The sequence below is a fragment of the Paenibacillus durus genome (genome assembly GCF_000756615.1).
Classification (GTDB): Bacteria; Bacillota; Bacilli; order Paenibacillales; family Paenibacillaceae; genus Paenibacillus_AQ; species Paenibacillus_AQ durus.
In genome coordinates this window covers 2,432,887-2,454,674 of sequence record NZ_CP009288.1, presented here as the reverse complement: position 1 = coordinate 2,454,674, position 21,788 = coordinate 2,432,887, and the positions used below count along the sequence as shown (strand labels likewise).

At 52.0% G+C, this 21,788-nt stretch carries 2 protein-coding genes; both read right to left on the bottom strand.

Translation table 11 applies throughout. From position 1 onward, the window contains the following. Positions 1-22: 22 nt before the first annotated feature. Positions 23-10,060 (bottom strand): SDR family NAD(P)-dependent oxidoreductase, encoded by a 10,038-nt coding sequence (locus PDUR_RS10825; RefSeq protein ID WP_052410167.1) that lies wholly within the window; start codon positions 10,058-10,060, stop codon positions 23-25. Then, positions 10,057-21,786 (bottom strand): SDR family NAD(P)-dependent oxidoreductase, encoded by an 11,730-nt coding sequence (locus PDUR_RS30210; RefSeq protein WP_042206280.1) that lies wholly within the window; start codon positions 21,784-21,786, stop codon positions 10,057-10,059. Before PDUR_RS30210 ends, PDUR_RS10825 begins: the two co-directional genes overlap by 4 nt. Positions 21,787-21,788 lie beyond the last annotated feature (2 nt).

Genomic DNA, 21,788 nt, shown 5'->3' with positions numbered 1-21,788 from the left:
TTTCAAGTAACACCCTCTGTTATCAATTCAGGGATACCACCTTCTCCAGACTTAATTCCTTCATATAAAGAGGCCTTGTCGTTTTTATAAAACCAAGCCGGTCCAGCGGTCCGGCTAGCAATATTTCCAAAGCCTTCATCGCTTCAGGCGTTTCAATCGAGCCAATACCGGCGTTGTTCATCCGTGTATTGTAAGAGTCCGATGCAACCGATCCAACGCTTCCCCAATAACCCCAATTGATGACTTTAACCTGATACGGACGTTCAAGTGCAAGTTGATGCGCAAAAGCGTCTTTGAATGTACAGCCCGCCACATAATTGCTTTGGCCGGGCGATCTAGTAAACGCATTAAATGACGAGAAAAATAACATGAAGTCAAGCGGTTCTTCTCCAAAAATCTGTGCAAGCCGAACGCTTACCGCTACCTTGGCGAACAACCCTGCCCGGAAGCGCTCCTCTTCCATATTTGCAATACTTTGATCACGGAGTACGATGGCGGAATGAATAATTCCGTGTATTTTCAGATATTTTTGTTTGATTTGTTCATAGGCTTGCTGCAATATATCATAGTCAGATGCATCAGCCGTAATATATTCCGGCGCTCTCCCGATTGATGCCAGCTTATCCAGTTTGGCTCGAATCCTCGAATCCGGGACCCTTCTTCCGATCCAGACAACGCGGGCGTTATAGTTTCGGATCATATACTCGCTCCAGGCTTCTCCGATGCCGCCTGCCCCGCCTATAACTACATAGACGCCCTCTTGCCTGTATGAGATCTTTCCGATTTCTACTTTCTGCGCATCCACAGGGACCAACTCCTGCCGATACCATTCCCCGCTCCTGTATACATAGGTATTCCCTTGGGAATCGGCCGGCAGATTGTGCAGCCCGGACCCTGCCCAATCGGTTCCGTTTTCCACATCGACAAGCTTGATCCTCCAGCAGGAATACTCTTTGGCTATTGAACCAATGAACCCATGGATGCTTGCATGCGTCGGGTTAATCTCATCCGTCGAGTACACCGGATTTGCCTCGGTCGTGACAACCGTCCAATCCACACTACGGGTGCCATACCCGAGACCAAGCAAGCTTTTTACCAATCTGAACAATTGCAAAACGCCCTGCTCCTGCTCTACCAGTATGGATTCATCCGTTAACTCCACAAGTCCCTTCCAGCTGTCAATCCATATGATGTGACGAATTTCATCACACTTCACCAAGGCTTCTGTCAGTTCATCCACGCTACTTTGATTGCTGACTTCTAGTATCGTTGCACGAGGATAAATCCGACAGGCAGCATTTCTGCTCCACTCATTGCCCCCAATAATCACCACCTTCTCATTCGTTGAAGGAACGGGCGAATGAATTTCTGGGGTGAAAACATCCCACATTGGCGTAAGCAAGACATTCCCCACTGGGGGTGTAACGGTCCCTGGCACAGGTAACTGGAATGCCTGAGCAGTAACCGATTGCGTTTTGAAAGAGAACTTTCTCATACGCACACATAGTTCACCGTCAGGGTTGTACATTTCGAATGCAAGCTTGATGACTCCCTGTTTCCTGTCTCGTTCATCATCGGGCTGTATACGTACCCACATGTCCGTCGTGCATGATCTTAAAATTTCCATTTCATCCAGAAAAAAGGGCATCGGAGGCATGGCATCTTTTTTTGTCCCTTCCACCTTCTCGGAGGGCATCTGTACATTCAGCATAAGGCCAATTATGGCTTGCAATGCTGCATCCAGCAAATAAGGATTTAGAATAAATAAAGGATCCATCGCCGCTGCAGATGGCAGTTTCAGATGTGCCCATACCTGATTCTCCTGAATTATTATGTGTTCAATCCCTTGAAAAGCAGGTCCATAGACAATTCCCAGTTGCTCAAACATTGCATAACATTCCAAACGGTCCATTGTGCGCTCACCAGCAATACTAAGCCAGGGTTTTGAACTCAATGTTTCCTTTGAGATCTTGGCTCCAAGCAATACCTTCCCCTGACAATGAACGTCTGAACGTCCTTGATCTGATTCCGATTGCGGCTCACTGTAAATATCAAAACGAACCGCCCCTGTTTCCTCGCTGTGCAGCCTCACATGAACATCCTTCTTATCGTTGACAATCAACGGAGTGATCCAAGTGACATGCTGAATTTTAACGCCTGACTCCAAGTTTGCCGACAGTTCAGACGCATGCTGAACCGCTGCTCCTGCCATTTCCAGATACGCAGTGCCTGGTAATATCTTACGTCCATTCACTCTGTGATCTGTTAGAATCGCTTCCTCCCCTGTGAATGAGGTGGTGTATTGCTGCAATGAAAAGCGGGAAGTATTGCTATGTAAAAGCGGATGTAAAAATGGCGTCCCCCCTTGAACCTGAGCAGCGTACTGTTCATCTGTTTGTTTACCAGGTTCAGGCATCCAGTACCGGTCTCTCACAAACGGATACGTAGGCAGGCTGATCCGCCGAGGCCGGTGCTTTTCCGTTTCCCCGTACTGCTCCAGCCAGTTCACCGCCAGTCCCCGGGTCCACACCTCCAGCACCTTCCCGTACTTGCCCCGCTGCAGCCACCGGCTCACCATTTCCTGCATCTCCTCTTCCCCGGCGAATACCGACAGCGCCTCTCTTCCGCCCTTGGCTTGCCCCCGGTAAAAGAAACCTTCGCCGGCAGTGGCTTTCCCTTCGTCTGCCCCTTCCACATACGCCTGCAGCTTGGACGTCAGCTCTTCCAGCGATTCGGCCAGCAGGCCCAGCCGCTCTTCCAGCGCTTCACGACCCACCTGCAGGGTGTAGCCCACATCTGCCAGCGTGCATCCGCCGTACACCCCGGACTGCAGTGCTTCCAGCAGCTGCTCTGCCTGCGCCTTCAGCCGTTCTGCGCTTTTGGCCGACAGCACGATCATGACCGGACGTTCCGGCGTTTCCGCTGCTTGCTGATTCGGTCGCGTTTCCCTATATTCCTCGATAATGACATGGGCATTCGCCCCACCGGCACCAAAGGAGGAAATCCCTGCCCGCCGGGGCAGACGCTCGCCTTCCATCACCGGCCGCTCCCACGGTCCCAGCTCCTGCTGCACCGTAAACGGACTCCGGCTGAAATCAATGTGCGGGTTCGTCTCCTTCGCATGCAGCGACGGGGCCAGCTCCCCATGCTGCATTTGCAGCAGCACTTTCGTCACGCCCGCAATGCCCGCCGCGCTCTCGCCGTGTCCAATGTTCGACTTCGCCGACCCGATGGCGCAGTACGGCTTCTCCGCCGGGCCGCCGAAGGCTTTCGACAATCCCGCCACTTCAATCGGATCTCCAAGGGACGTGCCTGTACCATGCGCTTCTACATAGCTGATTGTCCGGGCATCGATGCCCGCCTCTTTCAGCGCCTGCTCTATCACTTCAGCCTGCGCCTTCGGATTCGGCACCGTATACCCGTTGGTCTTGCCGCCATGGTTCAGCGCTGAACCTTTAATCACCCCGTAGATGCGGTCCCCGTCGGCAACCGCACGCGACAGCGGCTTCAGCAGTACGGCCCCGACGCCTTCACCCGGCACGTAACCGTCGCCGCCCCGGCCAAAGCTTTCGCATCGGCCCTTGCTCGACAGGAAACGCCCTTGCGCCAGCATGACGTATTTGTTCGGGTGCACCGATACATTGACGCCCCCGGCTACCGCCACCCCGCATTCCTGCTGCCGTAGACTCTGACAGGCCAGATGGATGGCAGTCAGCGAGGAAGAGCACATCGTATCCACTGCCATACTCGGCCCCCGGAAATTGCAGAAATACGACACCCGGTTCGCAATCGAAGACGGGTTCCCCGACAGGGCGATGGAGGACTGCGCCCCGTACAGCTGGTACTCCTCGTACATGACCCCAACGTACACCCCGACCGCCTGTGGGCTCAGGCTTTCCCGCGTATACCCTGCATCCTCCAGCGTTTCATACACACACTGCATAAACAGCCGCTCCTGCGGGTCCATCATCTCCGCTTCCCGCGGCGACACGTTGAAAAACAACGGATCGAACTCGTCCACACCGTCCAGAAAACCGCCCCATTGACCGTACGTTTTCCCTGCTGTGCCCGGCGCCGCATCGTAATACCGCCGGTGGTCCCAGCGGCTGGTCGGAATTTCGGTGATGCTGTCCTTGCCACTGCGCAGGTTCTGCCAAAATTGCTCCACATTCCGGGCGCCCGGATAGCGTCCGGCCATCCCGATGATAGCAATCTCCTGCTCCGCTTCGCGTACGACGCCTCCGGCAAGCGGAGAATGGGATTCTACGCGCAGACGCTCCCGCCGAAATGCCGGTCTGCCGAGTAACGGCAGATCCGTGTCCCAGGGCGATCCCCTGCGGCCGGATGCCGCAGCTGCACGAGCACGTGCCGCAAACGGTGGCTCCTCTGAAACTGCTGGTTGTCGCTTTTGAACGGCCGCCTTTGCTCCAGATTTCCCCGCCACTGCACGAGCTTGAGCAACCGCAGACGCTGCACCCGGCTTTCCTTCCTTCAGCAGTGACCGCAGACGCTCACTATGCGCCTCTATGAAATAACCGCTCAAGGCCCGGATCGTCTGATACTCAAAAAACAGTGTCTTCGGCAGCGAGCCAAAGTCCGTCTCCAACTCATCGGTCATCTGCATGATCAGGATCGAATCGATCCCGTACTGCTCCATCGGCGCGTCCGCTTCGATCCGGGACTCCGGCAGGCCAATGACACCCGCGAGCCGTTGTTTCACATATTGAACGGCCTGTTGATGAATGTCTGCCGAAGAAACAGCAGCAACTTCTTCCCTGGCCGCAGACGAATGTATCTCGAATGTTTCTGATGAGAAAACGTGATTTCTGTTGTCTTCCGGCTTAAGCATTTGTTCGATGTTTAACAAGTCACCGCTTAAAACCATAACCTGTTCTCTTCCCGAATTTAATGCTTCATACAGCGCTTGAACGCCGTCTTTGGTCTCGAGGGCTGACATACCATAGCGCTTACGCATCATCTGCTGGATTTCAGCGGAAACTTGCATTCCCCCCTCTTTCCATAATGGCCAGTTAATTGACAGCGTTCGCCCGGAGCGCTGTCCTTTTCGGACAAGTTGATTACGTTCATATGCAAAGGCGTCCATAAAAGCATTCGCTGCGGCATAGTCCGCCTGGCCCGGATTTCCCAACACTCCGGCTACCGCAGAGCACAGGATAAACATATCCAGCTCAACGTCTTTGGTCGCCTCATCCAGATGAATGACACCGGCTACTTTAGGAGCAAGCACTTTCCGGACATCCTCTTCCGTTTTTCTGAACAAATAGGCGTCATGGATAATACCCGCACTGTGTACAATGCCATGAAGATAGCCAAATTCCCTTTTCAGTTCGGTGACCAATATGCCAACCGCGTTCCTGTCAGTGATATCAGCTTGCCGGTAGATCACATTGATACCTGAAGCCTGCAGTTCTTTTATTTGCTGCTGACCGTTTGGCAAGGATGATCTGCCCGCTGCAATTATTGTGGAATGTGGAGCATGACGTGCAATTTCTTTGGCAAAAATACGGCCAAGGCCTCCTGCACCACCTGTAATCAAATAAACACCGTTTTGCCGCCATAGCGGTTTTTTATATCCGTCTTCATCTGCAGCTTCAACGCGATTCCGAATTTTCCAGGCTTGCGTCTCACAGATTTCGCTTGTATAACGGATTTGTGCATGCTGTGGATTAGCGCTGCTCTCCACAAGCATGTCCGCTATATTTCCAGGTTCCTCATCTACGCTTATTTCAATAAGCTGACCGACAAAAGACGCATGCTCCAAACTAGCTGTCTTCAACATGGCGGACAGCCCATGATACAAATTTTGTTCACTCGAAATAACAACTTGGAGCAGGGCACTTCCTGTATTTTTTGACTCTTGTTGTGTAAGCCGCTGGATTTCTTCCAGCGTCATGGCTGTGCAGGTAGCGAATCTCTCCTCAACACCGACGCGCCCAGGAGCAGCATTGACACATACACAGCGGATGGAGCGACGTTGCAATTCTGCTTGGATGTCTTCAACACCGTTTTCTCCGAACTCTATTAAGAGAACAACATGCTTGGCATATTCAGGAGCTCTCTCTCTGTGTACATTTTCTTGCAGTTCTCTCCAGTACGGCTCTGCCAGCACGGTTTGATCCGTTGCTCCGTTTTCGTTCTCGCTTGGCAACATCCGGAAAGAAAGTCCTTCAAAGCGAGCACAGAGATAACCAAGCTGATCAAACATATCAATATCTAGCATCTGCACTTGATTCTCTGACGGAGTTGAATAACTGTAACGTACGATTGCCCACATGGATGGCGTGCAGGCGCTCAATACCTTCAGCCCCTGCAGAGCAAAAGGAAGAAACGGCTTCATTTGCTTGGAATCCTCATTTTGGGCCAACTGGAATCCGATTGCTGCCTGAAGCGCACTGTCTGCCAAACCGGGATGAAGCTTGATTGTGCTGTCATCGGCGATCTGTTCAGCAGGAAGCGTTAGTTTAGCCATCACACAATCGTTACCGATGAATAATTCTTCAATGCCCTGATGATTTGCGCCGTAATGCAATCCCATTTGCTCGAACAAGCCATAACAAGCCGATGCCGTAAAATGACCCTTATTAAATTGACTGCGCAAACTGTCGAGATCAATTGGCAGTATGCTATCCGGCTTACTGTAATTTGCCCGGCCCTGACTGTACACAATAGGCTTGTCTTCGTTGTCAACATCACCATAGATGCGAAATTGAATTTCTCCATCATCACTGTAATCAAGACTCACGTGCACCTGAACAGGATTTTGCCCGACATACATCGGGGAAAACCAGCCCACATGCTTGAGTTCCACAACAAGTTCTTCTCCGTTGTTGATACCGGAAGCCAGTTCCACAGCAGAACGCGCCATTTCTAGATAAGCAACACCGGGGAACAGCTTCTGCCCTTGTAAGACGTGATCAGCAAGGAAATATTCGGTACCGTCAAAAACAGAACTGAACCGAAGTTCAGTAAAATCCGACGTGTTGCGGTGAAGCAGCGGATGAAGACGGAGAGATAACAAGTCCTTTCCCTTATCGGCCGTATGTGATTTAATCTCACCATATTTACTGGAAGCAGCATCGAGCCAGTACCTTTCTTTGGAGAATGGGTATACAGGAAGCGGAATTCTTCCTGCGGGCTCATTGACGAACAATAGCTTAAAATCAAGCTCGTAGCCCTGCAAATACAAACTGGCTGATGCAGAAAGCTGTTCGGTATATTCAGCAGGATCGGATGTATGGCTGCAGGCTTGCAGGCATTCATTCCCGTAACGCTTCAGTGATGGCTGTTCGCAGAATGTATTGTCCAATTCTGTAACTTGAACCTCTGTCGAAGCTCCCTTTTCCAGCCATTTGTCCAAAATCTTAATTAGTTCATTCTGGTTACGGACAACACAGGTTAATCTGCAATTCATATGCTTTCGCCCTAACAGCAGCGTAAAGCTCATATCCCAGCAGCTAACGCCGGAGTTGTCCCTGCAATATGCAATCAATCGCTCAGCCTGAGTGCGCAATTCAGCTTGTGTTTGTGCAGACAGTACGATTAAATATTTTGGTTTCCTTACAGCCGCCCGTTCAATGACAGGCGCTTCCTCAACAACCATATGCGCATTCGTCCCGCTGAAGCCAAATGCGCTGATTGCAGCCATTCGTTTGGCTTTTCCCGGAGTCGTCCATTCTCTTATTTCTGTATTCACGTAAAAAGGGCTTTCGGCAAATGAGATATGTTCATTTCCTTCTTTAAAATGAAGGGAAGGGGGGATCTGCTTATGTTTCAATGAAAGCAGCACTTTAATAAGCCCTGCTATCCCCGCAGCCGCTGCTGCATGCCCGATGTTGGTTTTAATAGAGCCGATCGCACAGTATTGTGCCCGATCTGTATAGCCTCGAAATGCCTGCACCAATGCGCTGTATTCAATGGGGTCACCGAGCTTGGTTCCTGTTCCATGGGCCTCCACCATTTGAATATCTGCCGGATCGATTGAAAAACGATCATACACTTCACGCAAAAGGTTTTCCTGTGATTTAGCGCTTGGTGCTGTTATGCCATTGGTTGCACCGTCCTGATTAATGGCCGTCCCGCGAATGACACCATAGATCGTGTCCCCGTCATGAAGAGCGTCTTTCAATCGTTTGAGTACAACGACCCCCGCTCCTTCCCCCGGCACAAATCCGTCTGCCCTCTTATCGAATGTGTAACATTTGCCTGAAGGGGAGAGCATGCCTGCGCGATTGGATGCAAGGAAAAATCCAGGGGTTGATTGAAGAAATACACCTCCGGCAAGAGACATATCCGTCTCCCCGCACCACAGGCCTTGGCAGGCCAAATGAATGGATACAAGCGAGCTGGAGCACGCTGTGTCTACCGCGATTGCCGGCCCCTGCAAGTTCAAATAGTAAGCAATGCGGGCTGGAATCACTGAGCTTGCATTGCCCCAGAATGCTTGTGGAGCAGGATGACTGCCCAATAAAGAGCGATAGTCCAGTTCGTTGAAGCCTACATATACACCGCACTTGAGACTTTCACCCGATTCACCCGCATAACCAGCATCTTCAAGTGCCTTCCAGCATTCTTCAAGAAAGATACGCTGGTGAGGATCCATATGAAGGGCTTCGGTTCCTGATATATTAAAAAACTGCGGATCAAACTGATCAATATTTTTTAAAAATCCGCCATATTTGCAATAAGAAGCGCCTTCTCCATAATAAAGGGAGAGATCCCAGCGCGTTACTTTCTCAATTAAATCTTTGCCAAAGGCAAGATTCTCCCATAAGGCATGCACGTTATCGGATTGAGGGAATCGACCACTTATTCCGATAATAGCGACATCCTCCTTGGGATTCATTGTTTCCGTTTCAGGGAGACATACTTTTCTTCCGGCCGCTGGGCTTAAAGGGGGATACGTCTCAACGGAATGATCCAAATGATCCTGTTTTTCACCTGGTCGCTCTTCTAACCTCTGTGGATTGTCCTCTTCAGCGCTCTTTTCCTCCCCGAATATCATGGAGTGAGCAATTCTGTCTTTATACTGGTTAATAATGAAGGCCACTAATTGATTGACAGAACTGTAATCAAACAGGTTAGCCACTTGCAAGGATATGGAGAGAGCATTATTAATGGATTGAATTAATCGGACACCGGTAATGGAATCCACTCCGTAATCAGAAAATGACTCCTTCGGATCAATCAGAGCTATATTTACTTTGAGCGATTCAGATAGCATTTCTGTAATGATTTCCTTGACATGCTCTTCTATTTGGGTTGCGGTTGGGAAATAGGTATATTTATCTTGCAGATGCAAATCCACTTCCGGCGGATGGGAAGCCTTCCCGGCCGGACTGCTCGGTCTTCTGTCATCTGGCCTGAAATGAAACGGCGCATCTTTCAGTACTTGTGTCACGATGCCATCACTTTCAGCGACAATAACCTGTTGTCCCCCCTTATGAGTATCCTCCGCCGGAAAGTACACCGATTGAAAACCTTCCTCCAATAACAATTGATGCCAAGATTCTGGTGTAAGCCCAGGGCATCCGGGTATCCGCAGTTCAGGGTCCTCATAGAGCCACCATCCTTCCAGAAGACCAAAGGTTAGATGAGTAAAAAGTGAATTGCCGCTAATTTCAATAAGCAAAAGAATCCCGCCATGTTTCAGGACAGCCTTTACGTTGCGAATCGTTTCCCGCATATTTTTAGTGGCATGCAAAACATTTGCCGCAATCACAATATCATAGTTTCCGGTTGGAATATCTTGCCCGGCAGGCGGATATTGAACATCAAACGTTTTATAGTTCATGAATGGCCTGTTGTGTCCGTATTCCTTTTCGGCATGAAGCAAAAATGCTTTGGACAAGTCGGTATAACAATATTCCTCTATATGCTGTTCCAAAGGATTCAACTGCTGCAAAACAGCTGCGCTTGTCCCGCCTGTTCCTGCCCCAACCTCAATAATCCGGATACGAGCAGAATCGTTGGATTTTATTTTCCCCTTTACGTAGGTCGCAGCAATTCCAGCCAGCACATCGTTATAGTAGTTTATTTTCACTTATATATCCCCCCGACCAATTCCATAGAGGCATTCGGAAACATAATTTCCGTTGCTAGACATTTTCCCGTAAGGATATCCGGTAAAGCCCGGAGCATGGTTTCAACTAATGTGATCTGTGCTTCAGCACCACTATGCTCAATCCATAACCTTTTGCTCTCCTCCCACTCCTGCCATATCGCTTTTAGATCCGTCGGAGGTAATTCTGATATGCTGTAATGGTCCTCTTTAAGAGTCAAATAGCCATGTCGAACGAGCACTATCAAACTTTCTTTCAACCACCTCCGATACACTTCGGTCAAGCCGTACGTCAATTCTTCCGAAGTTCTGTCAACGTATGCCGGATTGAACCAGCCCGCCGAACGTAATTGCCCCCACAGCAATTTGGCCAGCATCGGTTCCATTTCATTTAGTACCTTATGTCGTTCCTGCTCTTTCTGACTAAGTTGGTTAGACGACTTAACTTGAATTTGTTCAAGTACGGAGCTGCCCTGCCGCTCATATACATTGATCGTCTTCTGCATATTTACTCCAGGAAGGAGCGGAGTCACCGTTTTTATAAACGCAGCTTGCACTAAAGGACCTGCCAGCAGCAACTCCAAGGCATTCATGGCCTCTGGCGCCTCGATTGAGTCTATTCCCATCTGTTGCATGCGTTCCCGGTACTTTTTCGAGGCGACCGTACCGACGCTCCCCCAATATCCCCAGTTCATGATTTTCACCGGGCATCGCCATTGCTGTTTGAGCCAATGGGCAAATGCATCCTTAAATACACAGCCCGCCGCATAGTTGCTTTGTCCCGCCATTTTCGTAAACGAGTTCATGGAAGAAAAGAAAAGAACAAAATCCAGATTTTCTTTCTTGAATACCTGAGAGAGACGAACGCTGACATCAATTTTTGGCGACAAACCACCGCGAAACCGATCCTCTTCCATCTGGTTCAAACTGCGGTCCAGCAAAACGATGGCAGAATGTACCACACCATGTATGGTATTGTGCTTACGCTTTATTTCCTTGTATACATGAAGCAGCTCTTCATAATTCGACGCATCGGCAGCTATATATTCAGGAAGAGTACCCAACGCGTTGAGCCGATCCTGTTTACTCTGGATCTCCTTATTCAGTCTGGTTCTTCCAACCCATATAATCTTAGCCTGATATGTCCGTATCATGTATTCGCTCCATGCTTCCCCGATGCCGCCGGCTCCTCCGATCACAACGTAAACTCCGCCTTTTCGATAGGCCGTTAGGCTCTTCGACAAAACCGGCTCCAGACGAACAAGCTCTTGTTTGTACCACATCTGGTGCCGGTGTATGAACGCATTCCCGGCAGGTTCGAAGGGAAGCTCAATTACGTCACGAATGTTTTCTTTCCTTTCATTTTCCAGATCGGCAAGTCTGACTTTCCAATGCGGAAACTCCTTGGACATCGAGCCAACCAGCCCATGAATGCTTGCATCTGCAGGGTTTACAGGATCGCTCGGCCAAATCGATTGTGCCTGGTATGTAAGGAGGGTCCATTCTAATGGCTTCCCCCCGTAGCCAAGGCTGAGCAGACTCTTAATGCATTGAAAAACCTGCATAACTCCCTGCTCCTGAGCACCAAGAATTTCTTCTGCCGATTGGAATTGTTGAAAGCTATTAGTTGACGACCAAATGACATGATCTATCTCCCCTATTTGTTCCAAACGGGCAACCAGGCCATTTTTATAGGCAAACGCCTCCCCGTAGATGACAGCCGTGTGCGGATTTATGGTCCGCACAGCTTTTAGTTGTTCTACTGTCCCTCCGATCATCACCCAATTTCCGCTGTTTGACGGAGATTCTTGAAGTTGTTTCAGATCAATAGGTTCCCATACCGGTGTCAACATAAAGCAATTATCAGCAGGGGCTGATTCAACAAGAGACTGATGATTTAAGCCGGACATATTCAGATGCAGGTTCTGTTGGTCTCTGTCTCTGTCTGAATGATCGACAAACTCCTTCTCTTGAGTCATTGGAACCCAGTACCGGTCTCTCACAAACGGATACGTAGGCAGGCTGATCCGCCGAGGCCGGTGCTTTTCCGTTTCCCCGTACTGCTCCAGCCAGTTCACCGCCAGTCCCCGGGTCCACACCTCCAGCACCTTCCCGTACTTGCCCCGCTGCAGCCACCGGCTCACCATTTCCTGCATCTCCTCTTCCCCGGCGAATACCGACAGCGCCTCTCTTCCGCCCTTGGCTTGCCCCCGGTAAAAGAAACCTTCGCCGGCAGTGGCTTTCCCTTCGTCTGCCCCTTCCACATACGCCTGCAGCTTGGACGTCAGCTCTTCCAGCGATTCGGCCAGCAGGCCCAGCCGCTCTTCCAGCGCTTCACGACCCACCTGCAGGGTGTAGCCCACATCTGCCAGCGTGCATCCGCCGTACACCCCGGACTGCAGTGCTTCCAGCAGCTGCTCTGCCTGCGCCTTCAGCCGTTCTGCGCTTTTGGCCGACAGCACGATCATGACCGGACGTTCCGGCGTTTCCGCTGCTTGCTGATTCGGTCGCGTTTCCCTATATTCCTCGATAATGACATGGGCATTCGCCCCACCGGCACCAAAGGAGGAAATCCCTGCCCGCCGGGGCAGACGCTCGCCTTCCATCACCGGCCGCTCCCACGGTCCCAGCTCCTGCTGCACCGTAAACGGACTCCGGCTGAAATCAATATGCGGGTTCGTCTCCTTCGCATGCAGCGACGGGGCCAGCTCCCCATGCTGCATTTGCAGCAGCACTTTCGTCACGCCCGCAATGCCCGCCGCGCTCTCGCCGTGTCCAATGTTCGACTTCGCCGACCCGATGGCGCAGTACGGCTTCTCCGCCGGGCCGCCGAAGGCTTTCGACAATCCCGCCACTTCAATCGGATCCCCAAGGGACGTGCCTGTACCATGCGCTTCTACATAGCTGATTGTCCGGGCATCGATGCCCGCCTCTTTCAGCGCCTGCTCTATCACTTCAGCCTGCGCCTTCGGATTCGGCACCGTATACCCGTTGGTCTTGCCGCCATGGTTCAGCGCTGAACCTTTAATCACCCCGTAGATGCGGTCCCCGTCGGCAACCGCACGCGACAGCGGCTTCAGCAGTACGGCCCCGACGCCTTCACCCGGCACGTAACCGTCGCCGCCCCGGCCAAAGCTTTCGCATCGGCCCTTGCTTGACAGGAAACGCCCTTGCGCTAGCATGACGTATTTGTTCGGGTGCACCGATACATTGACGCCCCCGGCTACCGCCACCCCGCATTCCTGCTGCCGTAGACTCTGACAGGCCAGATGGATGGCAGTCAGCGAGGAAGAGCACATCGTATCCACTGCCATACTCGGCCCCCGGAAATTGCAGAAATACGACACCCGGTTCGCAATCGAAGACGGGTTCCCCGACAGGGCGATGGAGGACTGCGCCCCGTACAGCTGGTACTCCTCGTACATGACCCCAACGTACACCCCGACCGCCTGTGGGCTCAGGCTTTCCCGCGTATACCCTGCATCCTCCAGCGTTTCATACACACACTGCATAAACAGCCGCTCCTGCGGGTCCATCATCTCCGCTTCCCGCGGCGACACGTTGAAAAACAACGGATCGAACTCGTCCACACCGTCCAGAAAACCGCCCCATTGACCGTACGTTTTCCCTGCTGTGCCCGGCGCCGCATCGTAATACCGCCGGTGGTCCCAGCGGCTGGTCGGAATTTCGGTGATGCTGTCCTTGCCACTGCGCAGGTTCTGCCAAAATTGCTCCACATTCCGGGCGCCCGGATAGCGTCCGGCCATCCCGATGATAGCAATCTCCTGCTCCGCTTCGCGTACGACGCCTCCGGCAAGCGGAGAATGGGATTCTACGCGCAGACGCTCCCGCCGAAATGCCGGTCTGCCGAGTAACGGCAGATCCGTGTCCCAGGGCGATCCCCTGCGGCCGGATGCCGCAGCTGCACGAGCACGTGCCGCAAACGGTGGCTCCTCTGAAACTGCTGGTTGTCGCTTTTGAACGGCCGCCTTTGCTCCAGATTTCCCCGCCACTGCACGAGCTTGAGCAACCGCAGACGCTGCACCCGGCTTTCCTTCCTTCAGCAGTGACCGCAGACGCTCACTATGCGCCTCTATGAAATAACCGCTCAAGGCCCGGATCGTCTGATACTCAAAAAACAGCGTCTTCGGCAGCGAGCCAAAGTCCGTCTCCAACTCATCGGTCATCTGCATGATCAGGATCGAATCGATCCCGTACTGCTCCATCGGCGCGTCCGCTTCGATCCGGGACTCCGGCAGGCCAATGACACCCGCGAGCCGTTGTTTCACATATTGAACGGCCTGCTCCTCCAATCCCGCTTCCGTAAGGGCCGCTTCCATCGAGACTCCTTCTGCATTGTGCAGCAGCCTAATGTCAGGCTTCTTTATTCTCCGGATCTGCTCTGCCGCGTACTTGGCCGCTTCGCACACATTCGGCTGTTCCAACAGCCAAGCAGGTGACAGCTCCCAGCCCTGGCGGTCCCGAAGACGGTGAGCCACTTCAGCCAGTTGTACAGGGTCGAGTCCGTATTCGCTCCAGTCGGCCTCCGGGTTAATGGCGCACTCCTCCACCTGCAGCAACTCCGCCACTTGACGGACGATCACGGCCTCCAAGCCGGAAGCTTGTCCCTGAAATGAAGAAGGTGCCTGTTCTGAGAATGAACGAGCTTCTAACGTATCCTTCTCCTGCCTTTGTTCCTCTGCAAATAAAGCGGGAGCGTACTGGGCATTCGCTTCTGCCGTCATCCCGTGAGCCTCCCTAGCCCAAGCATCGGCTCCCGCTGCCATAGCGCTTACGGACAGCAGCCGCCGACGCAGTTTCGGCAGATTGCCTTCCGCCACCAGCACCTGGCTGCTGCTGCTTGCCAGTCCGCGGTACAGTGCCGCGATGCCCGTCTCAGTCCGCAGGGGGCGCAAGCCCGTCTGACCCAGGAGCCTGTCCCGCTGCTCTTCGCTCACCTGCATGCCGCCCGCTTCCCACAGCGGCCAGCTCACCGACAGCGTCCGTCCCCTCCGTTCGCCCGCCTTTACTTGCTCGTTCCGGCGCTGCGCATACCGGTCCATGAACGCATTGGCAGCCGCATAGTCCGCCTGACCGATGTTGCCTGTCGCCCCCGCACCTGACGAGAACAGAATCAACAGGTCCAGTTCGTCCTCCCGGCAGGCTTCGTCCAGATTTACTGTGCCCGCCACTTTCGGCGCCAGCACTTCCCTCCACTCGTCTGCTGTTTTGTTCCGGATCAGGCTGTCCCGCGTCACGCCGGCACTGTGCAAGATCCCATTCACCCGGCCGTACGTCTGGCGGATACGCATCATCAGTTCCTCCACCGCTCCCGCATCCGTTACGTCTACTGGCTCATAGAGCACCTGGGCGGGCAACTGTTCCAGCTCCCGCCAGGTGCTCTCCGGCAGTTCAGCCGATCTTCCGGTCAAAATCAGCGTGGCCCCCTGCGCCCGCTGGGCAATTTCTTCCGCGAAGATCCGGCCCAGGCCGCCTCCGCCGCCGGTGATCACGTATACCCCGCCAGCCTTCCACGGATGGCGAAGACCCTGCCCCGCTTGCCGGTTCAGCCTTTCTGCTCCTGCTTCTTGTTCAGCAACGGCAGCTTCCTCGCCTCTCGCATCCGCCTCGTACTCCTGCCAGCCCGCACGCTGCAGTTGCCCACCTGCAATCCGCAGGTGTGTCTCTTCCAGATAGCCTGCACCAGCTTGAAGTTGCTCCGCCACCGTATCCGCCGCCGTCCCGGCCTCCACCTCTATCAGTTGACCGACCAGCCGCGAATTCTCCAGCCGCGCTGTCCGCAGCAGTCCGGTCAGGCCCGCCACCAGTTCGGACTCGCCGCTTCCCGGTATCACCACCTGCAGCAGGGTCAAACCCTCCCCAGGCACCTTCATCCGTTCCCGGATCTCTTCAAAGACAGCCAGAGCGTAGACCTCAAACCGTTCCGCGATGCCCCCGGCTGCCCCCAGCCGGACACAGTGCGCCTTAGACCATCTCGCACTTAATTCCCCGGTCCATTCCGTCGCAGACTCACAAAACAGCACCCGATGCTCTCTGTACACAGGCGGTTCAGACCCGCTTGCGCGCTCGGATACCTCTTCCCAGACGGGCTCCAGCAGTAACAACCCTTCACGCGCTTCAGGCGAACGCGATGTAACCCCCCGCAGCCAGACGCAGACATGGCCTGCTTCATCACACAACGCGATGTCCAGCTTCCGCACCTTCTCCGGTGCGCCTCTGCCCGCGCGGTATTGCACTACCGCCCACATCGACGATGCGCAAGGCCGCAGCACTTCCGCTTCCTCCAGGGCAAAAGGCAGCGCTGCCGCCTCCCTGCTTTTTACGTCCGAGGCGTTCCGGTCCCACGCTATTAAGTGCTCTTCGGCCAGCAAGGCAATCGATGCCTGCAAGGCAGCATCCACCATGCCCGGATGCAGCATGCATTCCGCTTGCTTGTCAAAGAGACTTTCCGGGAGCTTGAGCTTCGCCAGTGCTTCTCCTTCTCCACGGTACAGCTCCTCAATCGCCTGATGGGACGGGCCGTAAGCGAGGCCCATCGTCTGGAAAAGGGCGTAGCAGGTCTCCGCTGTCACCCGGCCCCGGCTGCATCGGCTCCGCAACGCAGTCAGATCCAGGGACGCTTCCTTGCCCGCTTCGCTGCCGAGCGCAACGTTGCCCTGACTGTAGACTTCATCCCCGCACGCTGCCGTCTGGCCATAAATATCGTAGCTGATCGTCCCGTCTTCCTCCGGGTACAGAGCGATCTGCACTTCTGCCGGTTCTTCCCCGACAGACAAGGGCCGACTCCACACGACGTGCCGCAACAGCAGGCTGTGCTTGTCAGTCGTCCAGGCCGCTGCCTGCTCTACGGCTGCCCGGGCCATTTCCAGATAAACGACTCCCGGCAGCAGCTTGCGGCCTTGCACCACATGGTCGGCCAGAAACTCCTCCTCTCCAGTGAACGTGGTGCCGTACCGCTGGCCATTCAACAGGTCCGACAGGTTGCGGTGAAGCAGCGGGTGCAGTAGCGCTGCTCTGCTTCCCGCCCGATCACCAGCCTCAGACGCTTCCGCCATCGGCACCCAATAGCGCTCTCTCGCAAATGGATACGTCGGGAGACTTATCCGCCGCGGCTTTACGTTCTCATACAGCGCAGACCAATCCAGAGATATCCCTTTAGTCCAAACTTCAGCCAGTTGAGAAATCTTGCGTTTTGTGATCCAACTGTTTACAGCCGTGCGAACATCATCATCAGATTGAAATAACCCTGTTAATTCATTATCGTTTTTCACCTCCCCCTGATAACACAAAGTGCTTCTTTTAATTCTTTTGTTCGTCCCGTTTTTCATTTCTTTGACGTAATCTGATAACTTCTTGATTAGTTCCTCCATAGAGGAAACAACAAATGCAGCCCGGTAACGCATAGGCTCTCTCCCGACTTGAAGCGTGTAAGCTAAATCAGTCAGGTCAACCTCCGATCTGCATACATCCGAATCTTCCGAGAAAGCAGTCGTCAGATAGTTAAGCAGATTTTCAACACTTTCCATCAGACTTGGCTCACTTTTAGCGGAAATCGGAACAATCGTGGAGTTGTTACGATTAATATTGAGCTTTTCCCTTTCGGCTCTCACAGAATACTCTTCCACAACAAGGTGTGCGTTACTTCCATTTGCTCCAAAAGAGCTGATGCCTGCACGCCGCGGATGAACTTCTACCTTCCCGTCAAGCTTAATCTCAGGCCGAGTCCACTTGTTACCTTCACGTTCCACATAAAATGAGGTGTCCTGGAAAGGGATATACGGGTTTAATCTATCAGCATGTAAGGAGGGAAATATTTTTTTATACTTAAATTGCAGCAGTACCTTCGTTAACCCTGCTACTCCCGCCGCAGCTTCCAAATGTCCGATATTCGACTTCAGTGAGCCGATCGGGCAACTTTGTCTGGGAAGTTTCCATGATGTGAGCGCCTTCTCCAAACCTTGAATTTCTATGGGGTCCCCAAGCGAAGTTCCGGTTCCATGGGTCTCGAAATAGCTGATTGTGCGCGGATCAACGCGTGAATGCTTAAATGCCTCCAAAATCACTTCCGCTTGGGCTGTCGAATCCGGAACGGTTGCACCGGACGTTTTGCCTCCGTGATTTATTGCCGAGCCCTTAATCACTCCATAAATGGAATAACCGGCCGCTTCGGCATGACTCAGACTGGTCAAAAGTACGGTTCCCACGCCCTCGGCAGGTACGTATCCGTCTCCGCCCTCCCCAAAACTTCGGCAGCGTCCATCTGAAGCCAACAGTTGCGCCTGTTTTAAAAACATATATTTGTGCGGATGAGTAATTAGATTTACTCCACCCGTCAGTGCATAGTGGCACTCGCCTTTTTTGATGCTCTCGCAAGCTAAATGAATTGCAGTCAAAGCTGAAGAACACATTGTATCCACAGCAAGCGACGGACCGTGGAAATTCATGCAGTAAGATACCATATTGGCTACAGATGCTGCGCTGACGCCCAGTGATGTCGGCACTCCACGCTCCGTTAATTCGGACGCAAATAATTCATAATGATTCCAGAAGACACCTGCAAAGACACCCACGCTCCTGCTACTTGACGACGGGTAGTGATGTTGACTCCGGTCCAGGTAAAAACCTGCATCCTCACACGCCTCCCAGGCTGTTTCCAGAAACAGTCTGGCTTGAGGATCCATCATCTCTACCTGACGGGGTGAGAGATTAAAAAACAAGGGATCAAATCGGTCAATCTGGTCTATAAATCCTCCGTATTGATAAAGCTGGTCTGCCTCATATGAGAACCGATGCCGCTCCCAACGGTCTTTTGGAAATCCGGTAATGCAATCTTTTCCTAACGACAGATTCCGGCCAAATTCATTGACATTCCGAGCCATCGGATAACGTCCAGCCACTCCAATAATGGCGATATCCTCATGCTTATAAGCAGGATTGCTCACCTTGGTTTCGTTTGGAGAAGCATAGACTTTTTCCGCTTTCGCCTGAAATAACGTACAGGTCGCCTTGTTCTCCTGAGGAATTCCCCTAGGTGTAGCATTTGTGAGATACGGATGCATTGAAAGACGGATTCGTTCTTCCTTACCATAGAGAATGACTGCCTGCGAACCGGCACCTCTAAGAATGGATTCGAATAAGGCTAGTCCATCATCTTTGGGCAGCGGTACTAATCCGATAGTCTCGGACAGATGCTGCTTTTGATTATCGTTAATACCCATACCGCCAGCCATCCACAGCGGCCAATTGATTGAAACGGTAACGCCGGAACACCGGCCTGCTGCTGCCTGAAGCCGACGCTGTTCTGCAAATATGTCCATAAAAGCATTGCCGCAAGCATAATCTGCTTGTCCCATATTGCCCAGAACCGCGGATAAAGAAGAGAACAATACAAAGAAATCCAGAGGCTCCTCCCGGGTGAGTTCATTCAGATGCCAAAGACCACGCACTTTTGGCCGAAGAACTTCCCTTATGCTTTCCTGCGTTTTATGCACGATGAACTGATCTTTGGTAAGCCCTGCACAATGAACAATTCCTTTAATCGGCCCCAGTTGGTCTCTCACGTGTTGAATAACGTGCTGGACTTCCTCCTTTTGGGCGATATCAGCTTGCAGATAGTGTGCTTCTGCACCCGATTTTGCCAGTTGTTTTATCTGCTCCGTATGAGCTGCTGTTAATGCAGATCGTCCAATTAAAGCCAGCTTTACTTTACCTCGGCTTGCGAAATAACCGGCAACCGATAGGCCCAGCGCACCCAGTCCTCCCGTGATGACATAAACGCCGCCTTCAGCAGTTTTAATTGGTTTTCCAACCGCATCATCCGTTTTTTCGGTATAACGTTTCACCATACGCTCATAGGATGGCCCTGCGTAATAAGACTCGCACACACCCGTCTTGTGACTAGCCCACTCCTCCTTTAACATATTTACCAGTTTGGAAACCGGAAGGCTATCAATACGTTCTGATAAAATCACTTGACCATGCAGACGAGGATTCTCTGCATGGGCTGATTTTAATAGTGCACCTAGTGCGGCGGCATAAACACCGTTACGGTCCCTGGAGGCCACAACTTGGACAACGGTCTCGGCTATAGGGGACTGCTGCAAATATTGTTGCATCCACTCCATCAACTGCCCGCACAATAGTTCAAAAGCATAGGGCATCGGTTGATCCGTTACCAGAGCGATAACCTCAGCATGCTGTAAACCCTGTTGAATTTGATAACGGAGTGCGGACGATCCTTCGTAAAGGATTACGACATGTTTTCGGTCATGAGGCAACTTATTGCCCCCTTTTAAAGCGGCCTGATCCCAGCATGGTTCCAAAATCAGCGTTTTGTTTTGGCTTGATTCGTGACATTGGGGATCCTGCACCGAATGTACAGATACTGCTTCAGTATTAGGTAATTGAGGAGCAGCTTGTCCTCCTTCGCCGAATGCCTCTGGCCAGTTTTCCAGCAAAAATTCTGATAAGGAATTAATATTCGAATATTCAAAAAGCAAAGTAGGATATAATTGCTGTTTCACCTTTTGCTCTAGCATTTTCGAAAGTCCAATCAGTTCAATGGAATCAAGACCCATCTGATAAAATCCGACTTCCAAATCAATATGCTCTTCTGGCTTTCCAAGCACCTTGGCGATCTCATCTTTCAAAAACGCCACCACAAGGCTTTTAGTCGAATTACCGTTTGGTATCTTTTGTACTTGTGGCTTGAATCGCTCTTTCTCGGACTGTTGTGTCTGAGAGGAACGTATGGACGTGTTCAGCTCTTGCTCATTCCAAATGTAATGGCCTGGTACAACCAGTTTTTTCATCAAATACGGATTACGAATTCGTTTGGCGGTCAAACGCTCAAATTCAACCAGCGGATTTCCGAGTTTGTCGTATACCGTGATGTCAGTGGTTACGATATCCGGAGGTGTTTTGGGTTGCTGATTTTCTGCTGATTTATCAAAGGTGGAATAAGTATAGATAGTATCAGGCAACAGGCAAAAAATACGAAATCTGTCAATCATAAAAGGGATATAGGGTGTTTCGTCAAGAAACATGCCTGGATTCTTCCCGCTCAATCGGAATGAAGCACCGGCAAACGTGGACCCATCCAGAAAAGCAACGTGAGCATAAAACTGATCTGCATATTGAAGGGCTTGGTCACTCAGATGTAGATGCATAAGTTCTTCGTTTTTACGCTGATATACAGTTCCCCTGGTTTTCATGAAGGTGCCGTGTTCAATGTCTACTTGGCGTGCCAATTGATACACAGCATCCATATCCCATTGATTGTCAGACTGGTCTATAAAAGCCTGAACATTCATAGCAGGAGGAACAGAGCTGCCCACCATCAAGTACAGCTGGCATTCCATGTTGTTCTCCTCGCTGCTGTGATCCGTAACATGATTCTCCACCTTCTTGCTGGTTACAGAGACGGTCCAGTGCGTTTTGGTTTCTGCAGGCGTAAACGTCACACATATTTGGCGGTCAAACTGCTCTGAAGTTACAATCGGCAGGGTGAATAAAATATGCCTGAGTTCAATATCCTGCGTACCTAGATATATCGCGGACAATCGATAGATCATATCAAGCAAGGTTACACCGGGAAGGGTGCAAATGCCGTGTACACGATGATTCTGTACAATATAATTGTTGTGAGTCAATAACTGCACAAATGTTTCCTGCTTGCGGCTTGTCATCT

Coding starts and splice junctions, on each gene's coding strand:
- PDUR_RS30210 (WP_042206280.1), bottom strand. CDS start 21,786: ATGACAAGCCGCAAGCAGGAAACATTTGTGCAGTTATTGACTCACAAC.